The sequence below is a fragment of the Stenotrophomonas sp. TWI377 genome, from assembly GCF_039674525.1.
In the GTDB taxonomy this organism is placed as follows: Bacteria; Pseudomonadota; Gammaproteobacteria; order Xanthomonadales; family Xanthomonadaceae; genus Stenotrophomonas.
Genome location: NZ_JBDJNT010000004.1, coordinates 70,313 through 94,441, shown reverse-complemented (window position 1 = coordinate 94,441; position 24,129 = coordinate 70,313). Strand labels below are relative to the sequence as shown.

Below are 24,129 nucleotides of genomic sequence, written 5' to 3'. Positions count from 1 at the left end.
GCCATGGCTCTCCCCAGCAAAGTCATCAACTTCAGGGCACCTGCCGACAAACAGGCGCTGATCGACCGCGCGGTCAAGATCAGTGGCGTAAGCCGCACCGAGTTCATCCTGGACGCTGCCTGCGACAAGGCGCGGGAGGTGCTGGCAGATCAGACCCAGTTCTCGCTCACTTCTCAAGAACTGAAGCGCTTCAACGCACTGCTGGATGCACCGCTGGAAAGCAATGCCGCCATCCGGCGGTTGCTGAACACGCCTGCACCCTGGGAGCCCTGAGTGATACAGCTGGGTGTGCCGTGTGCGCTCGCCAGCGGGCATCGGGTGGACGACTTTCGATGCAGCGCTTTGGCGTTGACCCGCTGGCTGCAGGAGCGGGCGCACCGGAACCAGGTGTCCGGGGCATCGCGCTGCTTTGTGGTCTGTGATGCGCAACAGAACGTGTTGGGTTACTACGCTCTCGCCGCCGGCGCGGTTTCACACGGGGTCGCGCCGGGCAGCATTCGGCGAAATATGCCCCATCCCATCCCGGTCATCGTACTGGGCAGGTTGGCGGTACACGCGGATTGGACCGGGCAGGGTATCGGTGCGGGGCTGCTTAAGGATGCCGTGCAACGCACCCTCCACGTGTGCCGTGAGATCGGTGCACGTGCGTTGGTGTGCCACGCCATGGATGAAATGGCGAAGGCGTTCTATCTCAGGCACGGGTTCATTGAATCCCCCATGGATGCGATGACGGTGATGTTGCCTGTTACATAACGGCGGCGCGGATGTCGGCCGTGCCCGGCGCGCCCGGTGATCACGGGGTGCGCCGCAGCTTCGCCAACGCCAGATAGATCGCCGGCGTCGTATACAACGTCAACCACTGGCTCACCAGCAACCCACCCACAATCGCGATCCCCAACGGCTGGCGCATCTCCCAGCCTTCGCCAGTGGCCAGCATCAACGGCAACGTACCCAGCAACGCAGCCACACTGGTCATCAGGATCGGGCGGAAGCGCAGCCGTGCCGCCTCGCAGATGGCCTCATACGACGACAGCCCGCGCTCGCGTTCGGCCGACAGCGCGAAGTCGATCATCAGGATGGTGTTCTTCATCACCACGCCTACCAGCAGGAACAATCCCAGCAGCGAAATCAGGTTCAATTCGTTGCCGAACGCCATCAGCGCCAACAGTGCGCCCACGCCGGCCGAGGGCAGGGTGGACAGGATCGCCAGCGGCTGCACGAAGCTCTCGTACAGCACGCCCAGCACCAGGTACACCGCCAGCATCGCGCCGACGATCAGCCACAGCTGACGCTCACGCAGTTTCTCGAAGCCACCGGCCTCGCCACTCAGCCTGGCCTGCACATGGGTGGGCAGCATGATCCCGGCCATCGCGCGGTCCACGGCTTTCACGGCCTGGTCCAGGGTTACGCCGGGTGCGAGCGCGAACTCGATCCACACCGAGGCGAACTGCTGGCTGTGGTAAATGCGGTCCGGTGCCATGCCGTAGGACCAGCTGGCAATGGAGGATAGGGGCAGGCGCTGACCGTCCTTGCCGATCACGTGGATCTGGTCCAGCGTGGACGGGTCCTGGGTATAGCGCGGGTCCAGTTCCATCACCACGCGGTACTGGTTGAGGGTGTCGTACAGCGTGGCGACCTGGCGCTGGCTGAAGGCGTTGTTGAGCACGGAGGCGATCATGCGCATGTCCACGCCCAGCCGTGCGGCGGCGTCGCGGTCGATGTCCAGCACCACCTGGCGCATGCCTTCATCGCCCTTGGATTCCACGTCCACCAGCTCGGGCAGGGCGCGCAGGGCGTCGGCCACCCTGGGGGCCCATTGCCGCAGGGGCTCCAGCTCGCCGGACAGCAGCTGGAACTCGTATTGGCCACTGTCGCCGCTGCCTTCCAGCTTGATGTCCTGGTCCACCCACAGGAACATGCCGCCGCCGGGAATCTTCGGCATGTTGCTGCGCAGGCGGTCGATCACCTGCTGGCTGGACACCTTGCGCTCGGCCAGTGGCTTCATCTTGATCATGATGAAGGCGTTGTTGACCCCGCTGCGCCCGCCGATGTACCCGATGATGTCGCTGATCGCCGGGTCGGCCAGCAGCAGTTTGCGGTACGCCTCGATCTTGGGCTGCATGACCTGGAACGAGAGGCCGTCGTCGCCACGCGCGAAGCCACGCAGCTGGGCGGTGTCCTGCTTGGGCACGATGCCCTTGGGCACCTGCTGGAACAGCCACACGTTCAACGCGATCACGCCGGCGAACAGCAGCAACGGCACCGCCAGCCAGCGCAGCATCGTCTGCAGGCTGCCCACATAGGCGCCGCGCAGGCGTTCGAACAGCGCGGTACCGGCGCGCTGCAGCCCATTGCCCGGGCCGGGTCGCGGCTGCCCGAGCAGGCGTGCGCACAGCATCGGGGTCAGGCTGAGCGAGACCAGCAGCGAGACGCCCATCGCCGCCACCAGGGTCAGCGAGAACTCGCGGAACAGCTTCTCGACGAAGTCATCCAGGAACAGGATCGAGATGAACACCACGGCCAGCGCGATGTTCATCGACAGCAGCGTGGCACCGACTTCCCCCGCGCCCCGCAGCGCGGCGGTCATCGGCGAAGCGCCTTCTTCGCGGTGGCGGGCGATGTTCTCCAGCACCACGATCGCATCGTCGACCACCAGCACCGCTGCCACGATCAGCGCCATCAGCGAAAGCGTGTTGAGCGAGAACCCGAGCAGGGCGATGATCGCCAGCGCGCCCAGCAGCGAGACCGGAATCGCCACGGTCGGCACCAGCGCCGCGCGCCAGTGGCCGAGGAAGGCCAACACCACCAGCACCACCAGCGCGATCGCCAGCAGCAGCGTCAGCTCGGCCTCGCGCAGGGTGGCGCGGATCACCGGCGAGCGGTCCATCACCACCTGCATGTCGATGGCGGCCGGCAGCAGTGCCTGCAGCGTGTCCATCTGCGCCTGGATGGCATCGACGGTCTCGATGATGTTCGCGTCCGGCTGGCGGCTGACGATCAGCAGCACCGCCGGGCGCTCGTTGTGGAAGCCGCTGGCATAGCGATCCTCCACGCCTTCGCTGATCCCGGCCACATCCTCCAGGTACACCGGGCGGCCGTCGCGCATCGCCACGATCAGGCGGCGGTACTCAGCCGCGGTGCGCAGCTGCAGCGTGGCCTCCAGCTGCCACTGCTGGGCCTGGCTGGCCACCGTGCCCAGTGGCTTGAGCGCGTTGGCGTTGCGGATCGCCGCAGCGATGTCGTCCAGCGCGATGCGGTGATGGTTCAGGGCATTGGGATCGAGCGAGACGCGCACCGCGGGCAGTGAGCTGCCGCCCACCTGCACCTCGCCGACGCCGGGAATCTGCGCCAGCTTCTGTGCGATCACGGTGGAGGCCACGTCGTAGATCTGGCCCGGCGCGAGGCTGTCCGAGCTCAGCGCCAGCGCCATGATCGGCGCCTGCGAGGGATTCACCTTGCGGTACTGGGGCATGCCCGGCATGCCGCTGGGCAGCTGCGCGCGCGCGGCATTGATCGCCGCCTGCACGTCGCGCGCGGCATCGTCCACGTTGCGGCCGAGCGCGAACTTGAGCTCGACCTGGGTCGAGCCCTGGGTGCTGGCCGAGTCGATCCCGGTCAATCCCGGGATGGTGCCCAGGGCACGCTCCAGCGGCGTGGCGACGTTGGCCGCCATCGATTCCGGACTCGCGCCCGGCAGGCTGGCACTGACGTTGATCGCCGGGTAATCAACCTGCGGCAATGGCGCGACCGGCAGCAGGCGCAGCCCGAGCAGGCCGGCCAGCACCACCGCCACCGCCAGCAGCACGGTGGCGACGGGATGCTGCACGAACCAGCCGATCGCCCGCGACAGCGGACTCACGCCAGCGCCTCGTCAGCCCCGTCGGTCACCGGCGCCGGGCGCTGGCGGAAGCGGTCGAAGAACAGGTAGATCACCGGCGTGGTGAACAGGGTCAGCACCTGGCTGACGATCAGCCCACCGACCATCACCAGGCCCAGCGGCTGGCGCAGCTCCGCGCCCGAGCCACTGGCGAACATCAGCGGGATCGCGCCGAACAGCGCGGCCAGCGTGGTCATCAGGATCGGGCGGAAGCGCAGCAATGCGGCCTGATGGATCGCCTGACGCGGCGCCATGCCGTGCTCGCGCTCGGCCTCCAGCGCGAAGTCGATCATCATGATCGCGTTCTTCTTGACCAGCCCGATCAGCAGCACGATGCCGATCACCGCGATCAGGTCCAGGCTGCGCCCGCTGACCAGCAACGCCAGCAACGCACCCACGGTGGCCGAGGGCAGGGTGGAGAGGATGGTGATCGGATGGATGAAGCTCTCATAGAGCACGCCCAGCACCAGGTACATCACCACCACCGCCGCCAGCACCAGCCACAACGTGCTCGACAGCGAGGCGCGGAACGCATCGGCCGCCCCCTGCAGGCGCAGTTCGACGCTGGCCGGCAGGCCGATCGCGGCGCGGGCGCCTTCGATGGCCTCCACCGCTTCGCCCAGCGATGCCTCCGGGGCGAGGTTGAAGGAGAACGTCACCGCCGGGAACTGGCCGACATGGTTGATCAGCAGCTGCGCGGGGCGCTGTTCGATCCGTGCGATGCCGCCCAGCGGCACCTGCCGTCCGTCCGGACCGGTGACGTGCAGGCGTGCGATCGCATCCGGGCCGAAGGCCACGTCCGGGCGCGCTTCCAGCACCACGCGGTACTGGTTGGCCTGGGTGAAGATGGTCGAGATCTGGCGCTGCCCGAACGCGTCGTACAGCGCATCGGCGATGGTCTCCACGCTGATCCCCAGGCGCGCGGCGGCGACCCGGTCGATCACCACGTGTGCCTGCAGCCCTTGGTTCTGCAGATCGCTGGCGACGTCGGCCAGTGCCGGTGCCTGCTGCAGATGCTCGAGCAGGCGCGGCGTCCACGTCTCCAGCTGCGCGATATCCGGGCTGGTCAGGGTGAACTGGTACTGGGTACGGCTGATCCGGTCTTCGATGCCCAGCTCCTGCACCGGCTGCAGGTACAGCCTGATGCCCGGGACATGCGCCACGCGCTGCTGCAGCCGCGCGATGATCGCCTGCGCATCGGCAGCGCGCTGTGCATGCGGTTTCAATTCGATCAGCAGGCGCCCGCTGTTGAGCGTGGCGTTGTTGCCGTCCACGCCGATGAACGAGGACAGGCTGGCCACCTCCTCATCCTCCAGCAACGCCGCCGACAACGCCTGCTGGCGCTGCGCCATCGCCTGGAAGGAGATCGACTGTGGCGCCTCGCTGATGCCCTGGATCAGCCCGGCATCCTGCACCGGGAAGAAGCCTTTGGGCACCCACACGTACAGCAGTGCCGTCAGTACGAGGGTGGCGACGGTGGCGGCCAGCATCAGCGGCTGGCGTTGCAGCACCCAGTGCAGCTGGCGATCGTAGACCGCCACGACGCGATCGAACGGGTCACCCTGCTGCGCCGATTCCTGCCCATCCGCATCGCGGCGGGTGGCATGACCGGCCTTGAGCAGGCGCGCGCACATCATCGGCGTCAGCGTCAGCGAGACCAGCAGCGAGATGCCGATCGCCACCGCCAGGGTGATCGCGAACTCGTGGAACAGCTTGCCGACCACGTCGGCCATGAACAGCAGCGGGATCAGCACCGCGATCAGCGACAGGGTCAGCGAGATCAGGGTGAAGCCGATCTGCCGGGCGCCCTTCAGCGCTGCCTGCATCGGCGTGGCACCGCGTTCCAGATGACGGGCGATGTTCTCCAGCATCACGATCGCATCGTCCACCACGAAGCCGGTGGCGATGGTCAGCGCCATCAGGGTGAGATTGTTGAGCGAGAAGCCGGCCAGCAGCATCACCCCGAACGTGCCGACCAGCGACAGCTGGACCGCGATGCTGGGAATGATCGTGGCCGGGATGTTGCGCAGGAACAGGAAGGTGACCATCACCACCAGTGCGATCGCGATCAGCAGCTCGTGCTGCACGCCGCGGATCGAGGCGCGGATCGATTCGGTGCGATCGCTGAGGATGGCCACATCCACACCGGCCGGCAGCGAGGATTGCAGCTGCGGCAGCAGCGCACGCACCTGGTCGACCACGGCGATCACGTTCGCGCCGGGCTGGCGCTGGATGTTGATCAGCACCGCCGGGGTGGTGCCCGACCACGCGGCCAGCTGGCGGTTCTCGGCGCCATCTTCGATGGTGGCGACATCGCCCAGGCGCAGCGGTGCGCCGTCCTTCCAGGCCAGGATCAGGGCGCGGTACTCGGCCACCGAGCGCATCTGGTCGTTGGCATCGAGCATGATCGCGCGGGTCGGGCCGTCGAAGCTGCCCTTGGGCAGGTTGACGTTGGCCGTGCCGATCGCGGTGCGGATGCTGGCCATGCTCAGGCCGTTGGCGGCCAGCGCGGAGGGATTGACCTGGATGCGGACTGCCGGGCGCTGCCCGCCGGCCAGGCTGACCAGGCCGACGCCGGGCAGCTGCGAGATCCGCTGCGCCATGCGCGTATCGACCAGGTCGTGCACCTGCGGCAGCGACAGCCCCTGCGAGGTCACCGCCAAGGTCAGGATCGGGGTATCGGCCGGGTTGACCTTGCGGTACACCGGCGGCACCGGCAGGTCATCGGGCAGGAAGCTGTCGGCGGCGTTGATCGCGGCCTGCACTTCCTGCTCGGCCACGCCGAGCGCGACCTCCAGCGAGAACTGCAGGGTGATCACCGACGCGCCGCCGGAGCTGGTCGAGGACATCTGCTTCAACCCCGGGATCTGCCCCAGCTGCCGTTCCAGCGGCGCGGTGACCGCGCTGGTAGTGACATCCGGGCTGGCGCCGGGATACAGCGTGGTGATCTGGATGATCGGGTAATCGACCTGCGGCAGTGCCGCGACCGGCAGCAGGCGATAGGCCATCACGCCGGACAGCAGCAGCGCCACCATCAGCAGCGTGGTCGCGACCGGGCGCTCGATGAAGGGGCGCGAGAGGTTCATGCGCCGGTCCGCGGCGGGTCCTGCTCCACCACCTCGACCTTGGCGCCTTCGCGCAGGCCGTCGATGCCTTCCACCACCACGCGCTCGCCAGGCTTGAGGCCTTCGCGCACCGAGACGCGCTCGCCATCGGCCGGGCCGAGCACCACGGTGCGCAGCGACGAGGTGTCATCGGCCGCGATCACGTAGACGTAGCTGCCCTTGCTGCCGAACTGCACGGCCGCGTTGGGAATCACCACCGCATCGCTGCTGCTGACCTGCAGGCGCACGTTGACGAACTGGTTGGGGAACAACGACTCATCGGCGTTGGCGAACTGCGCGCGCAATTTGAGCGTGCCGGTGGCGGTATCGATGCGGTTGTCCAGGCTGGAGAGCACGCCGTCGCCGAGCGCGGTGCGCTCCTCGCGGTCCCAGGCTTCCACGGTCAACTGCGGATTGGCGCGTGCCGCAGCCACCACCGCCGGCAGGTCCGGCTCGGGCACGGTGAACAGCACGCTGATCGGGGTGGTCTGGGTGATGGTGGCCAGCGGCTCGGTATCGCCACTGCGCACCAGGTTGCCGACATCGACGTTGCGCAGGCCCATGCGCCCGGCCACCGGTGCGGTGATGCGGGTGTACTGCAGCTGCAGGCGTGCTTCATCCACCGCCGCCTGATCGGTCTGGCGACGGCCCTGCAGCTGGCGCACCTTGCTCTGCTGATCACTCAGGTCCTGCGCGGAGACGAAGTGCTTGGTCTGCAGTTCGGCGAAGCGCTTGAGTTGGCTTTCGGCATTGTCCAGCTCGGCCAGGTTCTGCTGCTGGGTGCCCAGCGCACGCGACAGCTGCACCTGGAACGGGCGCGGATCGATCTCGGCCAGCAGCTCGCCGGCGGTGACGTGCTGACCCTCGGAGAATGCCAACCGCAGCAGTTCGCCATCCACGCGGCTGCGGATGCTCACCGTATGCAACGGGGTCACCGTGCCGAGCGCTTTCAGGCGCACCACCAGATCTTCCCGCGTCGCGGTGGCCACACGCACCGGGGTGGCGGTGCTCGCAGGCGCGGCCTCGGCGGTCGGCGCGGGCGACAACACCCGCCAGGCGATCACGGCGGCGGCCAGTACGGCCACGACCAACAGCGGTTTGAACAGACGACGGGAACGCGAGGGGAGCGGGGCAGACATGGGGCATCCTGCGCGCACGCCACACGGCGAACGCGTCCATGGTTTACCGGCCCGTGGGGGCAGGCGGGGCGAAGTGGGGTTGTCTGGCGGGGCCGCTGGTCGAATGCCGCAGCGTGGCTGGATACCGACCCGGGAGGGGCGGGGGCGTCATGGTACCTCGTGTGGATGCCTGCACTCACATGCCCTTGGTCATGGGGCGGGGCAGGGCCCGGGCGGATGGGTGCATTGCGTCATCCGACCAAGGTGGTCACGGGGCGGCGCATGCATACCGTCGGTACACGCCGCCACCCGACCAACGGTCGGGTGCTACCGGTGCATTGAACGTTCCGTTCAATGCACCTCGTCGCGGTATACGAACTTCGGCATTTCCCAGTTGAAGTGGATGGCCAGCAGGCGGAACAGGAAGCCACCGCCCAGGCACCACAGCGTGGCCGCGTTGAGCGATACACCGAGTTCCAGCAGGGTCAGGTAGGCCGCGCCGGTGAGCAGGGTGATCACGGCATACAGTTCTTTCTGGAAGATCAGCGGCACCTCGTTGCACAGCACATCGCGCAGCACGCCGCCGAACGCACCGGTCAGCATGCCGGCGATCAGGATGATCGGCACGGTGTGCCCGCCTTCGCGCGCGACTGCGCAGCCGATCAGGGTGAACGCGATCAGGCCCAGGCCATCGAGGACCAGGAAGGTGCGCCGGAAGTGGTGCATCCAGCGCGCCACCCAGGTCGCGATCAGCGCCGCGCAGATGGTGAAGCCCAGGTACTCCGGGTGCTTCACCCAGCCCAGCGGGTAGTGGCCGAGCACGATGTCGCGCAGCGAGCCGCCACCGAGCGCGGTGACGCAGGCGATGATGACCACGCCGAACAGGTCCATGCGGCGGCGGCCGGCCGACAGCGCGCCGGTCATGGCTTCGGCCGAGATGGCGATGAGGTAGATCAGGGAGAGCAGCATGGGGGTGGCTCCGGGAAGCACGTCAGGCGGGGACGGAAACGCACACGCATCACGCCAGCGCCGCTGCACTGTCGTGGGGTGGGATTCCGTTGCCGCTCCCGCTGTCCTTTTGCCTGAGAGTTCGGTGGCCAAGGCCACGTGCCCCTTCGGCGGGTCATTGAAGACCTCTCTCCAGATCGGCGTGTCGGATGCATGGTTGGTGGCTGTGCAGCCACCGGCCTGAGCGATTATGGGAGCCTGCGCCTTCGGCGGGCGCCAGCGCGGCGCCTCTCTCCTGCATCCGGGGCGGATTCTAGCAGCCGCCGGGCCCGTGCCGGGGGATAATCCCGGTATGCCCGCTGAACCCGCCCTCTGGTACCTGTACCTGCTTGAATGCCGCAACGGCAGCTATTACGCCGGCATCAGCAACGACGTGGACGCGCGCTTCCAGGCCCATCTCGCCGGCAAAGGGGCGAAGTACACCCGGGCCAACCCCCCGGTGAAGGTGCTGGCGATGCGCGCCTACCCGGACCGCGCGACGGCGTCGAAGGCCGAGTGGCAGCTCAAGCGGCAACCGCGCGAGCGCAAGCTGGCGTGGCTGGCGCTGCCCGATCCCACGTAGCCCCCGTGCGGGTTGTTCGGGCCTTCGTTGGCGGCATACCATCGACCCTCGTTCGTTGATCCGCTTGCCCAAGCCCTGGAGTGCCATGTCCCGCGATCTGTCGTTGTACCCGGAAGATGAGAATGGCGATGTGCTCTGGAACATGCTGCAGGATGGCGACGACCTGTCGATTCCGCGCGAGGTGGATTTCGCGCTGATCTTCCCGACCCAGGACGTGGCGATCGCCTTCGCCGTGCACCTGCTCAAGAACGACCAGAAGGTGTCCTTCGCCGCGTACGAGGGCAACGACGACTACCCGTGGCAGGTGGTGGTGCATCCGCTGATGCTGCCGACCCACCAGAACATCTCGGGCTTCGAAGGTCTGCTCGCCAGCGAGGCGGTCTCCTACAGCGGCCAGGTCGATGGCTGGGGATGTCTGTCGCAGGGCTGATCAGGGCGTGGGCGGTCGTTTCGGTCGGCGATCGTCCTGCGCATCACCGAAGATGATCCGGGCGCTGCGCTGGTAGCTCCAGTACGCCACCGCCCAGTTCAACAGCACCACCACGCGGTTGCGGAAGCCGATCAGGAAGAACACATGCGCGGCCAGCCAGAACCACCAGGCCAGCACCCCGGAGAGCTGCAGCCGGCCGAGGTGGACGATGGCGGCCATGCGGCCGATGGTCGCCAGGTTGCCAAAGTCCTGATACTTGAACGGCCCGGGTGCGGGCCTGCCGGCCAGGCGCGCCTGGATCGTGGTGGCCACGTGCTTGCCCATCTGCTTGGCCGCCGGCGCGACGCCGGGCACCGGCTTGCCGTCGGCCTGGGTCAGTGCGGCCAGGTCACCAGCGACGAAGATCTCCGGGTGGCCGTCCAGGGTGAGATCGGGCTGCACCGGCACGCGGCCGGCGCGATCCAGTGGCACGTCCAGCGTGCGCGCCAGCGGTGAGGCGGCGACACCGGCGGCCCAGACCACGGTGCGGGCCTCGACGAAGCGCTCGCCGAGCTGGAAGCCTTCGGCATTGATGTCGCTGACGGGGGTGCCGGTGAGCACTTCCACGCCCAGCTTTTCCAGCTGCCGCCGTGCCTTGAGCGAGAGCACCTCGGGGAAGGTCGACAGCACGCGCGGGCCGGCCTCGACCAGGCGGACCTTGGCCGAGGCGGGATCGATATGGCGGAACTCATTGCGCAGCGTATGCCGCGCGATCTCGGCCAGGGTACCGGCCAGTTCCACGCCGGTGGGGCCACCGCCGACCACGGCGAAACTCAGCCAGGCCGCTTTGCGCGCGGGATCGGGTTCGGCCTCGGCGCGCTCGAAGGCGAGCAGCAGCTTGCGGCGCAGCGCGATGGCATCGTCCAGCGTCTTCAGGCCCGGCGCATCAGCCGCCCATTCGTCGTGGCCGAAATACGCATGGGTGGCACCGGTGCACAGCATCAGGGTGTCGTAGGCGATCTGCGTGCCATCGGCCAGGGTCGCGGTGCGCGCCGCCTTGTCGATGTCGGTCACTTCGCCCAGCCGCACTTCAACGTTGCGCTGGTCGCCGAGGATGTGGCGTAGCGGTGCGGCGATATCCGGCGCGGACAGGCCGGCGGTGGCCACCTGGTAGAGCAGCGGCTGGAACAGATGGTGGTTGCGACGGTCCACCAGGGTGATGCGCACGTGCGCCGAGGCGAGGGCACGGGTGGCCCAGAGGCCGGCAAAACCGCCACCGATGATGAGCAGGTGGGGCGTGGGATCGCGGGTCATGCTTCACTCCTTGGCGGGCGCCGGCGGGGGGCGGCGCAGGTCGTCTCGTGATGCGGCCCATGGTCGCACGTGAAGCGCGATGTTCACGTCGATGGCCGATACTGGGTTCAGGGGCCATCGCACTTGCCCGATGGCCGATCCGATCCCGCCCAGGAGACCGAGATGTCCGAACCGGAAAAGCGCATCGCCCTGTTGATCGATGCCGACAACGCGCCCTCGTCCAAGATCGATGCGGTGCTGGCCGAAGTCGCCCGCTATGGCGTGGCCAATGTCCGCCGCGCCTACGGCAACTGGAAGAGTCCGCGCTTGAAAGGGTGGGAATCGGTGCTGCACGAATACGCGATCCGCCCGATCCAGCAGTTCGCCTACAGCCGCGGCAAGAACGCCTCGGACATGGCCATGGTGATCGACGCGATGGACATGCTGTACGCCCGCAATCTGGACGGTTTTGCGATCGTCTCCAGCGACGCGGATTTCACCCCGCTGGTGATGCGTCTGCTGACCGACGGGGTGAAGGTGTACGGCTTCGGCGAAAAGAAAACGCCCGAGCCGTTCGTCAACGCCTGCTCGAAGTTCACCTACATCGAAGCCCTGGGTCAGCCGCATGCGGCCGATCAGGAAGTGGAGCAGGACAACGAGGAAACCCGCCCGCGCAAGAGCGGCCCGGAGCTGCGCAACGACACCCGCCTGGTGCAGATGCTGCGCCGCGCGGTGACCTCGGCCGAAGCCGAGGATGGCTGGTCACACCTGGGCCCGGTCGGCAGCCAGATCGGCAACCAGGCCTCCTTCGATTCGCGCAATTACGGGTACGGCAAACTCAGCGATCTGCTGGCCGCGACCGGCCTGTTCGAGATGAAGAAGGACGGCAAATCGACGTATGTGCGCGCGCTGCCGAAGAAGAGTGCGGCGAAGGCGACGAAGTAACAGCCCGCCGTTGGGCGTATCGTATCCGCACCGCGCGCCCCGTGCCGCGCATCGCCCGATACGAGAGTCCGATCATGCTGAAAATCTGGGGCCGTCGCAATTCCAGCAACGTGCGCAAAGTGCTGTGGTGTGCCGAGGAGATCGGTGCGCCCTACGAGTCGATCGAAGTTGGCGGTGCATTCGGTGGCACGCAGTCGCCGGCGTACCGCGCGATGAATCCGAACGGGCTGGTGCCGGTGATCGAGGACCAGGGCCTGCCGCTGTGGGAATCCAACACGATCGTGCGCTATCTCTGCGCGCGCTACGCGCTGGGCACGCTGTACCCGGAGGACGTGGTGGCGCGCGCGCAGTCGGAGAAGTGGATGGACTGGACCACCTCGACCTTCGCCGGCGTGTTCCGCGATCTGTTCTGGGGCACGTTGCGGACCGCGCCCGCTGATCGGGATGAGGCGCGCATCGCTGCCGCACTGGTGCGCTCGGGCGAGTTGCTGGCCATGGCCGATGAGGCCTTGTCGCGGCAGCCGTATCTGTCCGGTGAGCAGTTCGGGATGGGCGATATCCCGCTGGGCGCCTTCATCTATGCCTGGTTCGAGATGCCGATCCAGCGGCCGGACCTGCCGCATCTGGCCGCCTGGTACGAACGGCTGAAGCAGCGGCCGGCGTACCAGCGTGGGGTCATGACGGCGTTGACCTGATCGGGTTGCCGGCCAGCGGCCGGCACTACCTCGTGCCGACAAACGGTCGGCACCTGCCGGCCTAGTACAGATCCATCGGATCCACATCCAGCGACCAGCGCACCCTGCGTGCCTGCGGCAGCGCGGAGATCTGCGGCGTCACCTGGTCCAGCACGCCATGCAGTGGGCGTCGCGCGGGTGAGGACAGCAGCAGCTGGGTGCGCTGGTAGCCGGCGCGGCGGGGCATCGGTGCCGGCATCGGGCCGTAGCGTTCCACCGCGGCATCGTCGGGAATCAACGCGCGCACCGCACTGAGCATCGCGTTGGCATGCTCCACCTGCTGCGCTTCGGCACGCAGCAGCGCCAGGTGCGCGAACGGCGGGAAACCGGCCGCCTCGCGCTGCTGAAGCTCCGCATCGGCAAAGGCGTGGTAGCCGCCGTTGACCAGCGTCTCCAGCAGGGGATGCCCCGGGTGGTGGGTCTGCAGCCAGACCTCGCCGGCATCCACCGCACGCCCGGCGCGGCCGGCGACCTGGATCAGCTGCTGGGCGAGCTTTTCACTGGCGCGGAAGTCGGCCGAGAACAGACCTTCATCGATGCCGACCACTACCACCAGGGTCAGCTTCGGCAGGTCGTGACCCTTGGCCAGGATCTGCGTGCCGACCAGAATCCCCGCGCGATCGCCCAGCAAGGCCAGCTGGGTTTCCAGCGCATCGCGCTTGCCGGTGGTGCCGCGGTCGATGCGGATCACCGGGAACTCCGGGAAGGCCTCGACCAGATGTTCTTCCAGCCGTTCGGTACCGATGCCCTGCGGCTGCAGCGCCAGGCTGCCGCAGTCCGGGCACGCCAGCGGCGCGGACTGGCGCGCACCACAATGGTGGCATTGCAGGCGCCGGCCACCGGCATGCACGGTCATCGGCGCATCGCAGCGCTGGCACGGCGCGGTCCAGCCACAGTCATGGCAGAGCAGCACGGGCGCATAACCGCGGCGGTTCTTGAACACCAGCACCTGGTGCCCGGCCTGCAGATGCTGGGTGATGCCGGCCAGTACTTCCGGCGAGAGCCCATCGCGCAACGGTCGTTTGCGCACATCGAGCACGCGCACCACCGGCGGGCGCGCGGCGCCGGCGCGCTGCTTCAGGCGCAGGTGGGTGTAACGGCCGGCATGCGCGTTGTGCAGCGATTCCAGCGACGGCGTGGCGCTGCCGAGCACGACGGCGACGTCCAGTGCCTTGGCGCGTACCAGCGCGAAATCGCGCGCGTGATAGCGGATGCCGTCCTGCTGTTTGTAACTGCCGTCGTGCTCTTCGTCGATCACGATCAGGCCCGCATGCGGCAGTGGCGTGAACACCGCCGAGCGCGTGCCGACGATGACCTGTGCTTCGCCCCGCGCGGCGGCGGCCCACACGCGGGCGCGCTCGTTGTCGTTCAAGCCCGAGTGCAGCACATGCACCGGAATGCCCAGGCGGTTGCGGAAGCGCGACAGCGTCTGCGGGGTCAGCCCGATCTCCGGCACCAGCACCAGCGCCTGCTTGCCGCGTGCCAGGCAGGCGACGATCGCCTGCAGGTAGACCTCGGTCTTGCCGCTGCCGGTCACGCCATCGAGCAGGAAGGCACCAAAACCGTCGGCGGCGGTGATCGCGGCGATCGCCTCGGCCTGTTCGGCGTTGGGCGCGGGGCCGCTTGCCGGCGAGGCGATGGCCGGTGAATGCGCCAGCGCGATCCGTTCGACCAGCTCGCGCTTGGCCAGCGACCGGGCCGCGCTGCGCCAGTCGTCCATCAAGGTATCCAGGCGGTCTTCGCTCACCACGCCCTCGGCCAGGCACTCGGCCAGACGTTGCGGGCGGGTACCGCTGCGCAGCTTGGGCTGCGGGTCGCGGCCGGCCGCCGTCAGCTGCCAGCCCCACTGATGGGTGTCCGGCACGGCCTCACCCCGCCGCAGCGGACCGGGCAGGGCCGTGCTGATCACCTCGCCCAGCGGGGCATGGGTGTAGCGCGCCAGCCACTGCAGCGAGCGCCACAGCTCACCGGTCACCAGCGGCGTGGTGTCGATCCACTCGATCGCGGCACGCAGGCTGCCCGGGTCCTCGACCTGGCCGATCCCGGCCACCACGCCGATCAGCTCCCGCGAGCCGAACGGCACCCGGACCCGCTGCCCGGTCATCCCCGGGTCCGGGGCTGGCCCGGGCGGCGGGGCATAGTCGAACAAGTGCGGCAGCGGCACCGGCAGGGCGACGCGCAGGGTCGAAGACGAGGAGGTCATCGGGCCAGTGTAGCGGGCAGGGGCGGAGCGGATCACGCCCATTCACCGTCTCAACCGGGTGCGCGCCCAATCATAAATCCCACCTAAATATCCGACTTGATTGGAGATTCAGGCTTATCCACATCTTCTGTGGATAAGTCTGTGTGCCACTGCGTATGTGACCGCCTTGCGTCAGGAACTTCCGACGTTCTGCTCAGGTTGGTCAAAAAATAGCCAAGCAACAATAAGCAATAAAAACAACAACATAGCTGTGAAACAAAGTTGAAACAGACTTGACGTGGGGCTCACGTGTGGTTCTACCCCGGTTTTGCGTGGTGCTGTGCACAACCTTTTGCGCCGGAAGGCTTTGCGGAGCGTGGCCGCTCACAGGAAATGAACATCCGCGCGCCGCTGGAGTGACGCAATCGCTATCATTTCCACACAATGATGGAGTTGCTATGACGGCTGCGCCCGCCCCCGTTTCTTCTACCGCAGCCGGCGCGCTGTCGGCGTTTCTCCGTGGCGTTGAACGCCGCGCCCTGGTCGTGGCCGAGCTGCAGTGCGGCGACCCGACCGTCGCCGAACAGGCGCTGGTCGCCGTCATGCGCGCCTTCGCCGGCATCGCCAGCGATCTGCCCATGGCCCAGTGGCCGGAGCGGTTCTGGTCGCTGCTGGTGCACCGCGCGCCGTTGCGCGAGCCGGCCGCAGGCCGTTGGCCTGCCCCCTTGGAGCACCTGGCCGGGCTGACCCCGCCGGCGCGGTTGGCCTTTGTGCTGCGGATCGGTGGCGGGCTGGATGAAGCCGCGGCCGCGCAGATCCTGGATCTGCCGATGGCCGACTACCAGCACGCACTGGCCGATGCCTGCCCGCGCGATGCCCATGGCAACCCGGATGCCGCCGGCTGGCGCGCGCTGGCCGAGCAGGTCCAGCTGCGTATCCGCGATCTGCCCGCCAGCCGGCTGCAGCGCCTGCAGCAACCGGTGGCGGCCCCGGCCAGCCAGCAACCCGATACCGCCTCCTGGCGCACGCCGGTCAAGTCCGATGCCCCCACCCAGCGCCGTCCGCTCAAGCGCCAGCGCGGCCGTCGTTTCCCGTGGAAGGGCGTGCTGATCGTGGCCGTCACTGCCGGCGTGCTGCTCGGCGGCGCGGCGTGGTGGAAACACGCCCGTCAGGGTGGCGAGCCCATGGCCGATACCCCCGAAGGTGCCGTCGCCGATGCCGGCCCGGTCACGGTCGAAGCGTTGCCGGCGGCCGACCTGCCGACCGTGGCGCCGACCGCCTCGCCCTACGCGGCCACGGACGCGGCGATGCTGGCCGATCCGGATCTGCCGACCGCCCGCGATGCCGATCTGTACGCATGGTTTGCTGCGGGTGGCCCCGTGCCCGTGGATGAATCCCAGGCCCAGCCGAGCCGCCCCGAACCCGCTACCGCCGGCCTGGAGACGGCTGCCGCCGATGAGTAAGCCTGTCTTCCTGCTGATCGCCCTCGGGCTTTCCAGTGCGGCCATCGCCGCCCCCAACCGGGTGGAGGTGCCGCTCGCGGTGCCGGCGCCGGCCAGTGCCACTGCACCGGCGATCCCGACCACCCCCGCAGCGCTGGATCCGGCCCAGCTGCGCGAGCTGCGCAGCCGCTACGCCGCCTGGCAGGCCATGACCGAAAGCGAGCGTGCCCGTGTCCGCGCCGCGGCGGCGCGCGTGGCGGCGCTGCCGCCGGCCCAGCAGCAGGCGCTTCGCCAGCGCTTCGCCGAACAGGACCAGCGCTTCCGCGACGGCTGGCTGCTTGGCCCACAGCTCGGGCATGAGTTCACCAAGCTGCAGGGCCTGTTCGGGTATCTGCCGGCCGAGCAGCGCCCCACCGCGCTGGCGGTGCTGCGCCAGCTCACGCCCTCCCAGCTCACCCAGCTGACCCTGGTCGCCCAGCGCACTCCACCGCAGGACCGCGACCGCGTGCGCGCCGAATTCCTTGGCGTGGCGCCGGCCGCACGGGACAGCTGGCTGCGCGAGAACGTGGGCCACTGACGGCTTCGGCCCGTTTACCTGAAAGCGCGGCTTTTCCCCGGCCGCGCGCGTAAGATGGCGGGCCGCAACCCGGTGCCTGTGCCCTCCGCGCGCGACCGTAGTTGCCGTCTGTGACTCCCATGTCTACCGCTTCCTCCACGCCGCGCCTCTCCCGGGAAGTGCGCGCCACCGGTCTGCTCGCGCTGCCGTTGGTTCTGGGCCATGTCTCCACCGGCCTGATCTCTTTCGTCGACAACGTGATCGCCGGTCACCACGGCACCCACACCCTCGCGGCCGTCACCATCGGCACGGCGCTGCTGTGGCTGCCGATGCTGATCCCGATCGGCACCCTGATCTCGCTGACCGCCTCGGTGTCGCAGCTGCACGGTGCGGGCCGCGAGCGCGAGATCGGTCCGCTGTTCCGCCAGGCGCTGTGGCTGGCGCTGGGGCTGGGGCTGATCATGTTCACCTTCCTCACGGTGGTGCCGCCGCTGCTGCCGGCGTTCGGCATCGCGCCGGATATCGTGCCCGGCGCGACCGCGTTCCTGCATGCGGTGCGCTGGGGCGGCCCAGCGCTGACGCTGTACTTCTGCATGCGCTACCTCAGCGAAGGGATGCACTGGACGCTGCCGACCATGCTGCTCGGCTTTGGTGGCCTGTTGGTGCTGGCGCCGCTGGGCTACGTGCTCTGCTACGGCAAGCTCGGCTTCCCCGAGCTGGGCGCCGAAGGCCTGGGCATGGCCTCGGCGATCATGATGTGGCTGCAGGCGCTGTGCTTTGCCGGTTACCTGTGGAAGACCAAGCGCTTCGCCCACCTGCAGTTGTTCTCGCACTTCGACGCGCCGCGCTGGAGCGCGATCTGGGAGCTGCTGCGCACCGGCCTGCCGATCGGCATCACCGTGCTGATGGAAGGCGGCCTGTTCATCGTCACCGCGCTGCTGATCGGCCGCCTCGGCGCCACCGAAGCGGCCTCGCACCAGATCGCGATCAATGTGGCGCAGCTGTGCTTCATGATCCCGATGGGCGTGGCCGAAGCCACCACGGTGCGGGTCGGCCATGCGGTCGGCAGCGGCAACGGGCTGGGTGTGCGCCGCGCGGCGATCGCCGGGCTGCTGATCATCCTGGGCACCCAGACGCTGTCGGCGCTGGTGCTGCTGCTTGGCCATGACGCCATCGTCGGCGTCTACACGAACGATCTGGGCGTGGCTGCACTGGCCTCGACCCTGCTGCTGTATGCAGCCGCGTTCCAGTTCCCGGATGGCATCCAGGTGCTTTCGGCCGGTGCGTTGCGCGGCCTGAAGGACACCCGCGTGCCGATGTTCATCGCCATGTTCTCGTACTGGGGCCTGGGCATGCCGCTCGGCGCCGGGCTGGGACTGGGCTTGGGCATGGGCCCGCAGGGCATGTGGCTGGGCCTGATCCTGGGCCTGACCGCCGCCGCGATCCTCATGGCCTGGCGCCTGCGCGTGAGCAGCGCCCGTGCCGGCCTCCCATCGACCCCCTGACTTGTGTCCGATGCCGGCGCGCCCGGCAACGGCTATTCTGGCACCACGGCAAGAAGCCACTCTGGAGTTACCCCCATGAACCAACCCGCGCGTCGCAATCCCGTCGCCAGCTTCTTCATCGGGCTGTGGGATGTGATGAACTTTACCCGCCGGCTCATCCTCAACCTGGTGTTCTTCGGCCTGCTGTTCCTGATCCTGATCCTGTTCATCGTCGCGATGGGCAAGAGCGCGACCTCGAAGGCGTCGCTGCAGGACCGCACCACGCTGGTCATCGCGCCGGAAGGTCGGCTGGTCGAGCAGTTCAGCGCCGATCCGGTCAGCCGCGCGCTGGGCAAGGCCGTCGGTGACAAGGGCGCCGAAGAAATCCAGCTGCGTGATCTGATCCGCGCGCTGGAGGCGGCCAAGACCGACAAGAAGATCGAGCGTGTGGTGCTGGAGCTGGACAAGCTGCAGCCGAGCGGCTTCGCCTCGATGCGCGAAGTGACCGTAGCGCTGCAGGAACTGCGTGCCGCTGGCAAGCAGGTCGTGGCCTTCAGCGAGAACATGGGCCAGTCGCAGTACCTGCTGGCCTCGCAGGCCGATGAGGTCTACCTGGACCCGATGGGCGGCGTGGTGCTCGAGGGCCTGGGCCGCTATCGCCAGTACTTCCGCACCGGCCTGCAGGACAAGCTGGGCGTGGACGTGCACCTGTTCAAGGTGGGTGAGTACAAGTCGGCCGCCGAGCCGTACGTGCTGGACGCCGCATCGCCGCAGGCCAAGGAAGCCGACCTGTTCTGGATGAACGATGTGTGGCAGCGCTACCTGGCCGACATCGCCAAGGCACGCAAGCTCGACCCGGCCCAGCTGGCCGCCGGCATCGATACCATGCCCGAAGGCATCGCCGCCGCTGGTGGCGACCTGGCCAAGTTCGCCCTGCAGCAGAAGCTGGTGGACGGCCTGAAGACGCGCGAGGAAGTGGACACCCTGCTCACCGAGCGCGGCATCGCCGACGACGACGCGGACGGTGGCTACCGCAACGTCAATCTGGATGCCTACCTGAGCGTGCTCGATGGCCGCCGTTCGCCGGTGGATTCGCGTCCGCAGGTGGCGGTGATCGTGGCGTCCGGTGAAATCTCCGGTGGCGATCTGCCGGCCGGCCGCATCGGTGGCGAGTCGACCTCGGCCCTGCTGCGCGAAGCGCGCGACGACAAGGACGTGAAGGCCGTGGTGCTGCGCGTGAGCTCGCCGGGCGGTGAAGTGTTCGCCTCCGAGCAGATCCGCCGTGAAGTGGTCGCGCTGAAGGAAGCCGGCAAGCCGGTGGTGGTCTCGATGGGCGATCTGGCCGCCTCGGGCGGTTACTGGATCAGCATGAATGCCGATCGCATCTACGCTGACCCCTCCACGATCACCGGTTCGATCGGCATCTTCGGGATGATCCCGAACGTGGCCCGCTCGCTGGACAAGATCGGCGTGCATACCGATGGCGTGGGCACCACCCGCTTCGCCGGTGCGTTCGACATCACCCGCCCGATGGACCCGGCCGTGGGCCAGGTCATCCAGTCGGTGATCAACAAGGGCTACGCCGATTTCACCGGCAAGGTCGCCGCCGCGCGCAACAAGCCGGTGGAAGCGGTGGATGAAGTCGCCCGCGGTCGTGTGTGGAGCGGTGCGCAGGCCAAGGAACGTGGCCTGGTCGATGACTTCGGTGGCCTGAAGGCCGCGGTGGCGGATGCCGCCAGCCGCGCCAAGCTTGGTGAGGCCGGCAAGTTCCGCGTGCGTTACATCGAGAAGGCGGCCACGCCGTTCGCGCAGTTCCTCAGCGGCTTCGCCGGCAGCCATGCCGGTGCCTGGATGCTGGGCGAGTCGGGCATGGCCCGTCTGATGCTGGCCCGTTCAATGCCGGAGCTGGACACCCAGCTGCGCTTCGTCGAGGACGCCGCACGCGACCCGCGCAACAACGCCGCGCCGGTCAAGACGCTGGTGTACTGCTTCTGCGGTCTGTAAGCGGCCTCAGCGGTACTGTGTGACACCCGAACGCCCGGCCTGTGCCGGGCGTTCTGCCATCCGGCCGATGGGTGTCAGGGGCTGGGCGGTGGCGTGTCACCGCTGGCGCGGTCGGCTTCGGCGGCGCGAGCATCGGCGGACTGCTGCAGGGTGTCACTGACCGCCTTGGCGCGGTCGATCGGTGCCTGGATCGCATCGCGCAGTTCAGTGGCCTGCGGTTCCGGTGGTGTGTCCGGTGCCGGCGGCACTGGCCGGTTGCAGGCGCTCAGCGCGATCATCGCGAGCAGCGGCAGGGCAATACGGATCGTCATGGCAACCTCCCTCGGTGAGCCGGTAGCGGAGCATCAGTGTCCCACCGCTTCGCGCCTTGCGCGTGATGGCGTCCGGTAGGCCGGCCATCGCGCGTTATCCTATCCAGGCCGCACCGTGGGTGCTGCATCCCATGGATCACCGCAGGAGAAGCACGTGAGCGCGCAACGTTGGCGACTGGATGGACAGACCGCATTGATCACCGGTGCGAGTGCCGGCATCGGCTTGGCGATCGCGCGCGAACTGCTGGGCTTCGGTGCGGACCTGCTGATCGTCGGCCGCGATGCGGATGCGCTGGAGATGGCCCGCGATGAACTGGCTGATGCCTACCCGGATCGTGAGATCCACGGGCTGGCTGCCGACGTCTCCGATGACGAGGACCGCCGCGAAATCCTGGACTGGGTGGAGGACCACAGCGATGGGCTGCACATCCTGGTCAACAACGCCGGTGGCAACATCAGCAAGCCGGCCACCGAATACACCGAAGACGAGTGGCGCGGGATCTTCGAGACCAATCTGTTTTCGGCGTTCGAGCTGTCGCGCTACGCGCACCCGCTGCTGGCGCGGCACGCGGCCTCGGCGATCGTCAACGTCGGCAGCGTGTCCGGCCTGACCCACGTGCGCAGCGGCGCGGTGTACGGCATGACCAAGGCCGCGATGCACCAGATGACCCGCAATCTGGCGGTGGAGTGGGCAGAGGACGGCATCCGCGTCAACGCCGTGGCGCCGTGGTACATCCGCACCCGGCGGACCTCCGGGCCGTTGTCCGATCCGGACTACTACGAGCAGGTGATCGACCGCACGCCGATGCGCCGTATCGGCGAGCCCGAAGAGGTGGCGGCGGCGGTCGGTTTCCTGTGCCTGCCAGCCTCCAGCTATGTCACCGGCGAGTGCATCGCGGTGGACGGTGGGTTCCTGCGCTACGGGTTCTGAGCCGGCCAGCGGCCGGCACTGCCGGTCACAGGGTGCGCGGCAGAACGCGGTCATGACGCACGGTGAATCCAGTCACGACGCGGGGTTAAACCCGGTCATGGCACGGGGCAATCGCTCTCGGCCAACACGGCTTCCAGCCGCGTACGTTCGGCGGTCGCCGCGGCCTGGTTCTCCGGCGCAGCGAAGCGCTCGCGCCCGCGCGCATCGCGCAAGCGCTGCTGCCAGCTGCTGCAGCGCTGTTGCTCCGCTACCGGCTCGCAGGCATCGCGCACCACTTCGCAGCTGGCTGCATTGCTCGGCGCATGGCTGCCCCCCAGGCCGGTAAGGGCCAGCGATTCGCAGCGTGACGGGGCCGGCTCGCGCTCATGCAGGTAGCGGCCGCCATCGGCAGAAACGCACTGGTAGATCTCCGGCAGCGGCGGTTTGGGTGGGCGGGCGTCGTCGGGCTCCTCCGCCGCGGCTGCCGGGCGCAGCGCTGCGCTGTCGAGCAGGCCGCTGTCTTCGTCGCCGTCCTGCGGCAACGGTGGCATGCGGTAGTCAGGGGTGGGCGCAGCCGGCGCATTCTCCACGGCTGCCGGGCCACGCACCGGCGCGCTGATCCGCTGGATGCGCTGCTCGCTGCCAGCGGGGCAGGCGACGCTCTGGATGGTCAACTGGCCGCCCGCATCGGTGCAGCGGAAGAACACCGCCTCGTCCGCCGCAGCGGGCAGGCTCACAAGCAACAGAAGCAGCAGGCAGCGTGTCATGCCCCCCCGCAGTCCTGGTCCAGGCGCGCATCGATCCCGCGCTGCTCGCGGGTCAGCGCGTCGCGTTCGCTCTGCAGCGCACTGTTGTAGCGGCGGATCAGCGCCCAGCGCCGGTCTTTCAGCCGCGCGCAGACTTCCTGTGCGGGCAGCGCATGGCATTCGTCGCGCACCAGCACGTTGCCGGCCGGTACCACCACGCTGTTGCCCAACCCCGGATGCGGATACCCACCGCCCTGCCAGTGCGAGCTGCCGCCGCCGATGCTGATGCTGCCGCCCACCCGCGAGCCGTTGCCGGTCACCGAGACCGCACCGCCACTGCTGCTCACCGAACCGCTGCCCATCGGTGCGATCGGTGGCAGCGGACGCGACGGCCGATAGCCACCCGACGGCGGCCTCGGGCCAGGTGGATACGGCAGATAGGCCTCGGTCCAGATCGGCACCCAGCGTGGATTGCCCTCGTTGCTGTCGCTGACGTAGCTGTCGCCCTCGCTGGTGGTGCACTCGTACATCGGCTGCGGCGGCTGCACGTGCACGTAGCGCACCTCGCGCTCGGGTGCGCGCGGGGCAGGCATCGGGTCGGGCGCGCGGTCGCTGCGCACTACCTGCGGGGCCGGGTCGCGTGGGCGCTGCAGGTCGCGGACTTCCTGCCGGCCCTCGCGGCATGGCGCGTCCTGCAGCGAGACGGCGCCGTTGCTGCCCACGCAGCGGTAGACGCGCACGTTGTCGCTCTGCGCGGCGGCGGGCACGGCAGGGCTCAGCAACGTGAGCAGGGACAACCACAGAGCAGGGCGCAGGGTCATGCGGCCAGTGTGCGGCTTTGCCCGCCCGCGCGCAAAAGGCGGCTCAGCTGCGCAATACCTGGCCGCTGAGCGCATCGCGGATCGGCGTGGGCTGCGCCAGGCCACCGGTCTGGCCATCGATCAGGCCATCCAGCAACGCCAGCAGGCGCGGGTCCAGTTCGGCGCGTGTGCGTGCTGGCGGCTCGCCGGCGAGGTTGGCACTGGTGGAGACCAGTGGGCCGCCCCAGGCGCGGCACAGCGCGGCGACCAGGGGGTGCGCGCTGATGCGCACCGCGATGCCGCTGTGTTCGCCGGTGATCCAGCGCGGCGCACGTTCGCCAGCGGGCAGGATCCAGGTGTTGGCACCGGGCCAGCTGGCCAGGACCGCGCCTTGGCGATCCAGCGGCAGGGCATCCATCCGCACCCAGCCATCCAGTTGGGCCGGATCGGCGGCAACCAGGATCATCCCCTTCTCGACCGGGCGCTGCTTGAGCTGCAGCAGCTTCATCACCGCCGCTTCGTGCGCGGGATCGCAGCCCAGCCCCCAGACCGCTTCGGTGGGATAGGCGATCACCCCGCCGGCGCGCAGCGCAGGCAGGGCAGTGTCCACAGTGAGTTCGTTCATGACAGGCGACCCGGGTGCA

At 68.4% G+C, this 24,129-nt stretch carries 21 protein-coding genes and 2 riboswitches; of the genes, 11 read left to right on the top strand and 10 right to left on the bottom strand.

Features of this window, described 5'->3' with window-relative positions; translation table 11 throughout:
- The first annotated feature begins 3 nt into the window (after positions 1-3).
- Together ABE546_RS06090 and ABE546_RS06085 are read left to right on the top strand one after the other, a co-directional pair.
- Complete coding sequence (locus tag ABE546_RS06090) at positions 4-273, top strand: DUF1778 domain-containing protein (RefSeq protein WP_346462944.1); 270 nt, start codon at positions 4-6, stop codon at positions 271-273.
- A gap of 75 nt (positions 274-348) precedes the next feature.
- Entirely contained in the window at positions 349-753 is a 405-nt protein-coding gene (locus tag ABE546_RS06085; protein ID WP_346462943.1) for a GNAT family N-acetyltransferase, read from the top strand.
- 40 nt (positions 754-793) lie between these two features.
- Here ABE546_RS06085 and ABE546_RS06080 read toward each other — a convergent pair whose 3' ends face one another.
- From ABE546_RS06080 to ABE546_RS06065, 4 genes are all read right to left on the bottom strand, one after another.
- On the bottom strand, positions 794-3,859 hold the full coding sequence (locus tag ABE546_RS06080; protein ID WP_346462942.1) for an efflux RND transporter permease subunit: 3,066 nt from the start codon (positions 3,857-3,859) through the stop codon (positions 794-796).
- The gene (locus ABE546_RS06075; RefSeq protein WP_346462941.1) at positions 3,856-6,963 is read right to left on the bottom strand and encodes an MdtB/MuxB family multidrug efflux RND transporter permease subunit; all 3,108 of its coding nucleotides are present in this window, start codon (positions 6,961-6,963) and stop codon (positions 3,856-3,858) included. The genes ABE546_RS06080 and ABE546_RS06075 overlap by 4 nt, the downstream gene beginning before the upstream one ends.
- Positions 6,960-8,120, bottom strand: a complete 1,161-nt coding sequence (locus tag ABE546_RS06070) for an MdtA/MuxA family multidrug efflux RND transporter periplasmic adaptor subunit (RefSeq protein ID WP_313209036.1) — start codon at positions 8,118-8,120, stop codon at positions 6,960-6,962. The genes ABE546_RS06075 and ABE546_RS06070 overlap by 4 nt, the downstream gene beginning before the upstream one ends.
- 330 nt (positions 8,121-8,450) lie before the next feature.
- A complete protein-coding gene (locus ABE546_RS06065) occupies positions 8,451-9,068 on the bottom strand; it encodes a trimeric intracellular cation channel family protein (RefSeq protein ID WP_313209037.1) in 618 nt (205 codons plus the stop codon).
- A 93-nt stretch (positions 9,069-9,161) separates the two neighbouring features.
- Positions 9,162-9,253: riboswitch (glycine riboswitch) on the bottom strand.
- Between the two features lie 8 nt (positions 9,254-9,261).
- Positions 9,262-9,355, bottom strand: a riboswitch (glycine riboswitch).
- 44 nt (positions 9,356-9,399) lie between these two features.
- Here ABE546_RS06065 and ABE546_RS06060 point away from each other — a divergent pair.
- On the top strand, positions 9,400-9,669 hold the full coding sequence (locus ABE546_RS06060) for a GIY-YIG nuclease family protein (protein ID WP_313209038.1): 270 nt from the start codon (positions 9,400-9,402) through the stop codon (positions 9,667-9,669).
- Between the two features lie 85 nt (positions 9,670-9,754).
- Complete coding sequence (locus ABE546_RS06055; protein WP_313209039.1) at positions 9,755-10,099, top strand: ribonuclease E inhibitor RraB; 345 nt, start codon at positions 9,755-9,757, stop codon at positions 10,097-10,099.
- Here the strand turns inward: ABE546_RS06055 and ABE546_RS06050 are convergent, their stop codons facing one another.
- Positions 10,100-11,392 (bottom strand): NAD(P)/FAD-dependent oxidoreductase, encoded by a 1,293-nt coding sequence (locus tag ABE546_RS06050; protein ID WP_313219489.1) that lies wholly within the window; start codon positions 11,390-11,392, stop codon positions 10,100-10,102.
- A gap of 162 nt (positions 11,393-11,554) precedes the next feature.
- On the opposite strand from ABE546_RS06050, the gene ABE546_RS06045 reads away from it, so the two are divergent.
- Positions 11,555-12,316, top strand: coding sequence for an NYN domain-containing protein (locus ABE546_RS06045; RefSeq protein WP_102788585.1), 762 nt, complete (start codon positions 11,555-11,557; stop codon positions 12,314-12,316).
- Between the two features lie 74 nt (positions 12,317-12,390).
- Positions 12,391-13,011 (top strand): glutathione S-transferase, encoded by a 621-nt coding sequence (locus tag ABE546_RS06040; RefSeq protein ID WP_346462940.1) that lies wholly within the window; start codon positions 12,391-12,393, stop codon positions 13,009-13,011.
- A gap of 61 nt (positions 13,012-13,072) precedes the next feature.
- Here ABE546_RS06040 and ABE546_RS06035 read toward each other — a convergent pair whose 3' ends face one another.
- Positions 13,073-15,253 (bottom strand): primosomal protein N', encoded by a 2,181-nt coding sequence (locus ABE546_RS06035; RefSeq protein WP_313219491.1) that lies wholly within the window; start codon positions 15,251-15,253, stop codon positions 13,073-13,075.
- Positions 15,254-15,690: 437 nt separating this feature from the next.
- Between ABE546_RS06035 and ABE546_RS06030 the strand changes: the two genes are divergently transcribed.
- The 4 genes from ABE546_RS06030 to sppA all read left to right on the top strand — a co-directional run bounded on the left by ABE546_RS06030 (position 15,691) and on the right by sppA (position 20,718).
- Positions 15,691-16,695, top strand: coding sequence for a hypothetical protein (locus ABE546_RS06030; protein WP_313209042.1), 1,005 nt, complete (start codon positions 15,691-15,693; stop codon positions 16,693-16,695).
- Positions 16,688-17,251 (top strand): DUF3106 domain-containing protein, encoded by a 564-nt coding sequence (locus ABE546_RS06025; protein WP_313209043.1) that lies wholly within the window; start codon positions 16,688-16,690, stop codon positions 17,249-17,251. The genes ABE546_RS06030 and ABE546_RS06025 overlap by 8 nt, the downstream gene beginning before the upstream one ends.
- A gap of 119 nt (positions 17,252-17,370) precedes the next feature.
- Complete coding sequence (locus tag ABE546_RS06020) at positions 17,371-18,735, top strand: MATE family efflux transporter (protein ID WP_313219492.1); 1,365 nt, start codon at positions 17,371-17,373, stop codon at positions 18,733-18,735.
- A gap of 75 nt (positions 18,736-18,810) precedes the next feature.
- A complete protein-coding gene (gene sppA, locus ABE546_RS06015) occupies positions 18,811-20,718 on the top strand; it encodes a signal peptide peptidase SppA (protein WP_346462939.1) in 1,908 nt (635 codons plus the stop codon).
- A 74-nt stretch (positions 20,719-20,792) separates the two neighbouring features.
- On the opposite strand, the gene ABE546_RS06010 is transcribed toward sppA, so the two are convergent.
- Entirely contained in the window at positions 20,793-21,029 is a 237-nt protein-coding gene (locus ABE546_RS06010) for a hypothetical protein (protein WP_313219494.1), read from the bottom strand.
- Positions 21,030-21,183: 154 nt separating this feature from the next.
- On the opposite strand from ABE546_RS06010, the gene ABE546_RS06005 reads away from it, so the two are divergent.
- Entirely contained in the window at positions 21,184-21,960 is a 777-nt protein-coding gene (locus ABE546_RS06005; protein ID WP_046274143.1) for an SDR family oxidoreductase, read from the top strand.
- A 95-nt stretch (positions 21,961-22,055) separates the two neighbouring features.
- Here ABE546_RS06005 and ABE546_RS06000 read toward each other — a convergent pair whose 3' ends face one another.
- From ABE546_RS06000 to ABE546_RS05990, 3 genes are read right to left on the bottom strand one after another with little or no spacing between them, the layout of a single operon-like run.
- Positions 22,056-22,706, bottom strand: a complete 651-nt coding sequence (locus ABE546_RS06000; RefSeq protein WP_313209047.1) for a DUF4124 domain-containing protein — start codon at positions 22,704-22,706, stop codon at positions 22,056-22,058.
- The gene (locus ABE546_RS05995) at positions 22,703-23,506 is read right to left on the bottom strand and encodes a DUF4124 domain-containing protein (protein ID WP_346462938.1); all 804 of its coding nucleotides are present in this window, start codon (positions 23,504-23,506) and stop codon (positions 22,703-22,705) included. The genes ABE546_RS06000 and ABE546_RS05995 overlap by 4 nt, the downstream gene beginning before the upstream one ends.
- Before the next feature lie 43 nt (positions 23,507-23,549).
- Positions 23,550-24,110: a Sua5/YciO/YrdC/YwlC family protein gene (locus tag ABE546_RS05990; protein ID WP_346462937.1), complete on the bottom strand. Its 561-nt coding sequence runs from the start codon at positions 24,108-24,110 to the stop codon at positions 23,550-23,552.
- Positions 24,111-24,129 lie beyond the last annotated feature (19 nt).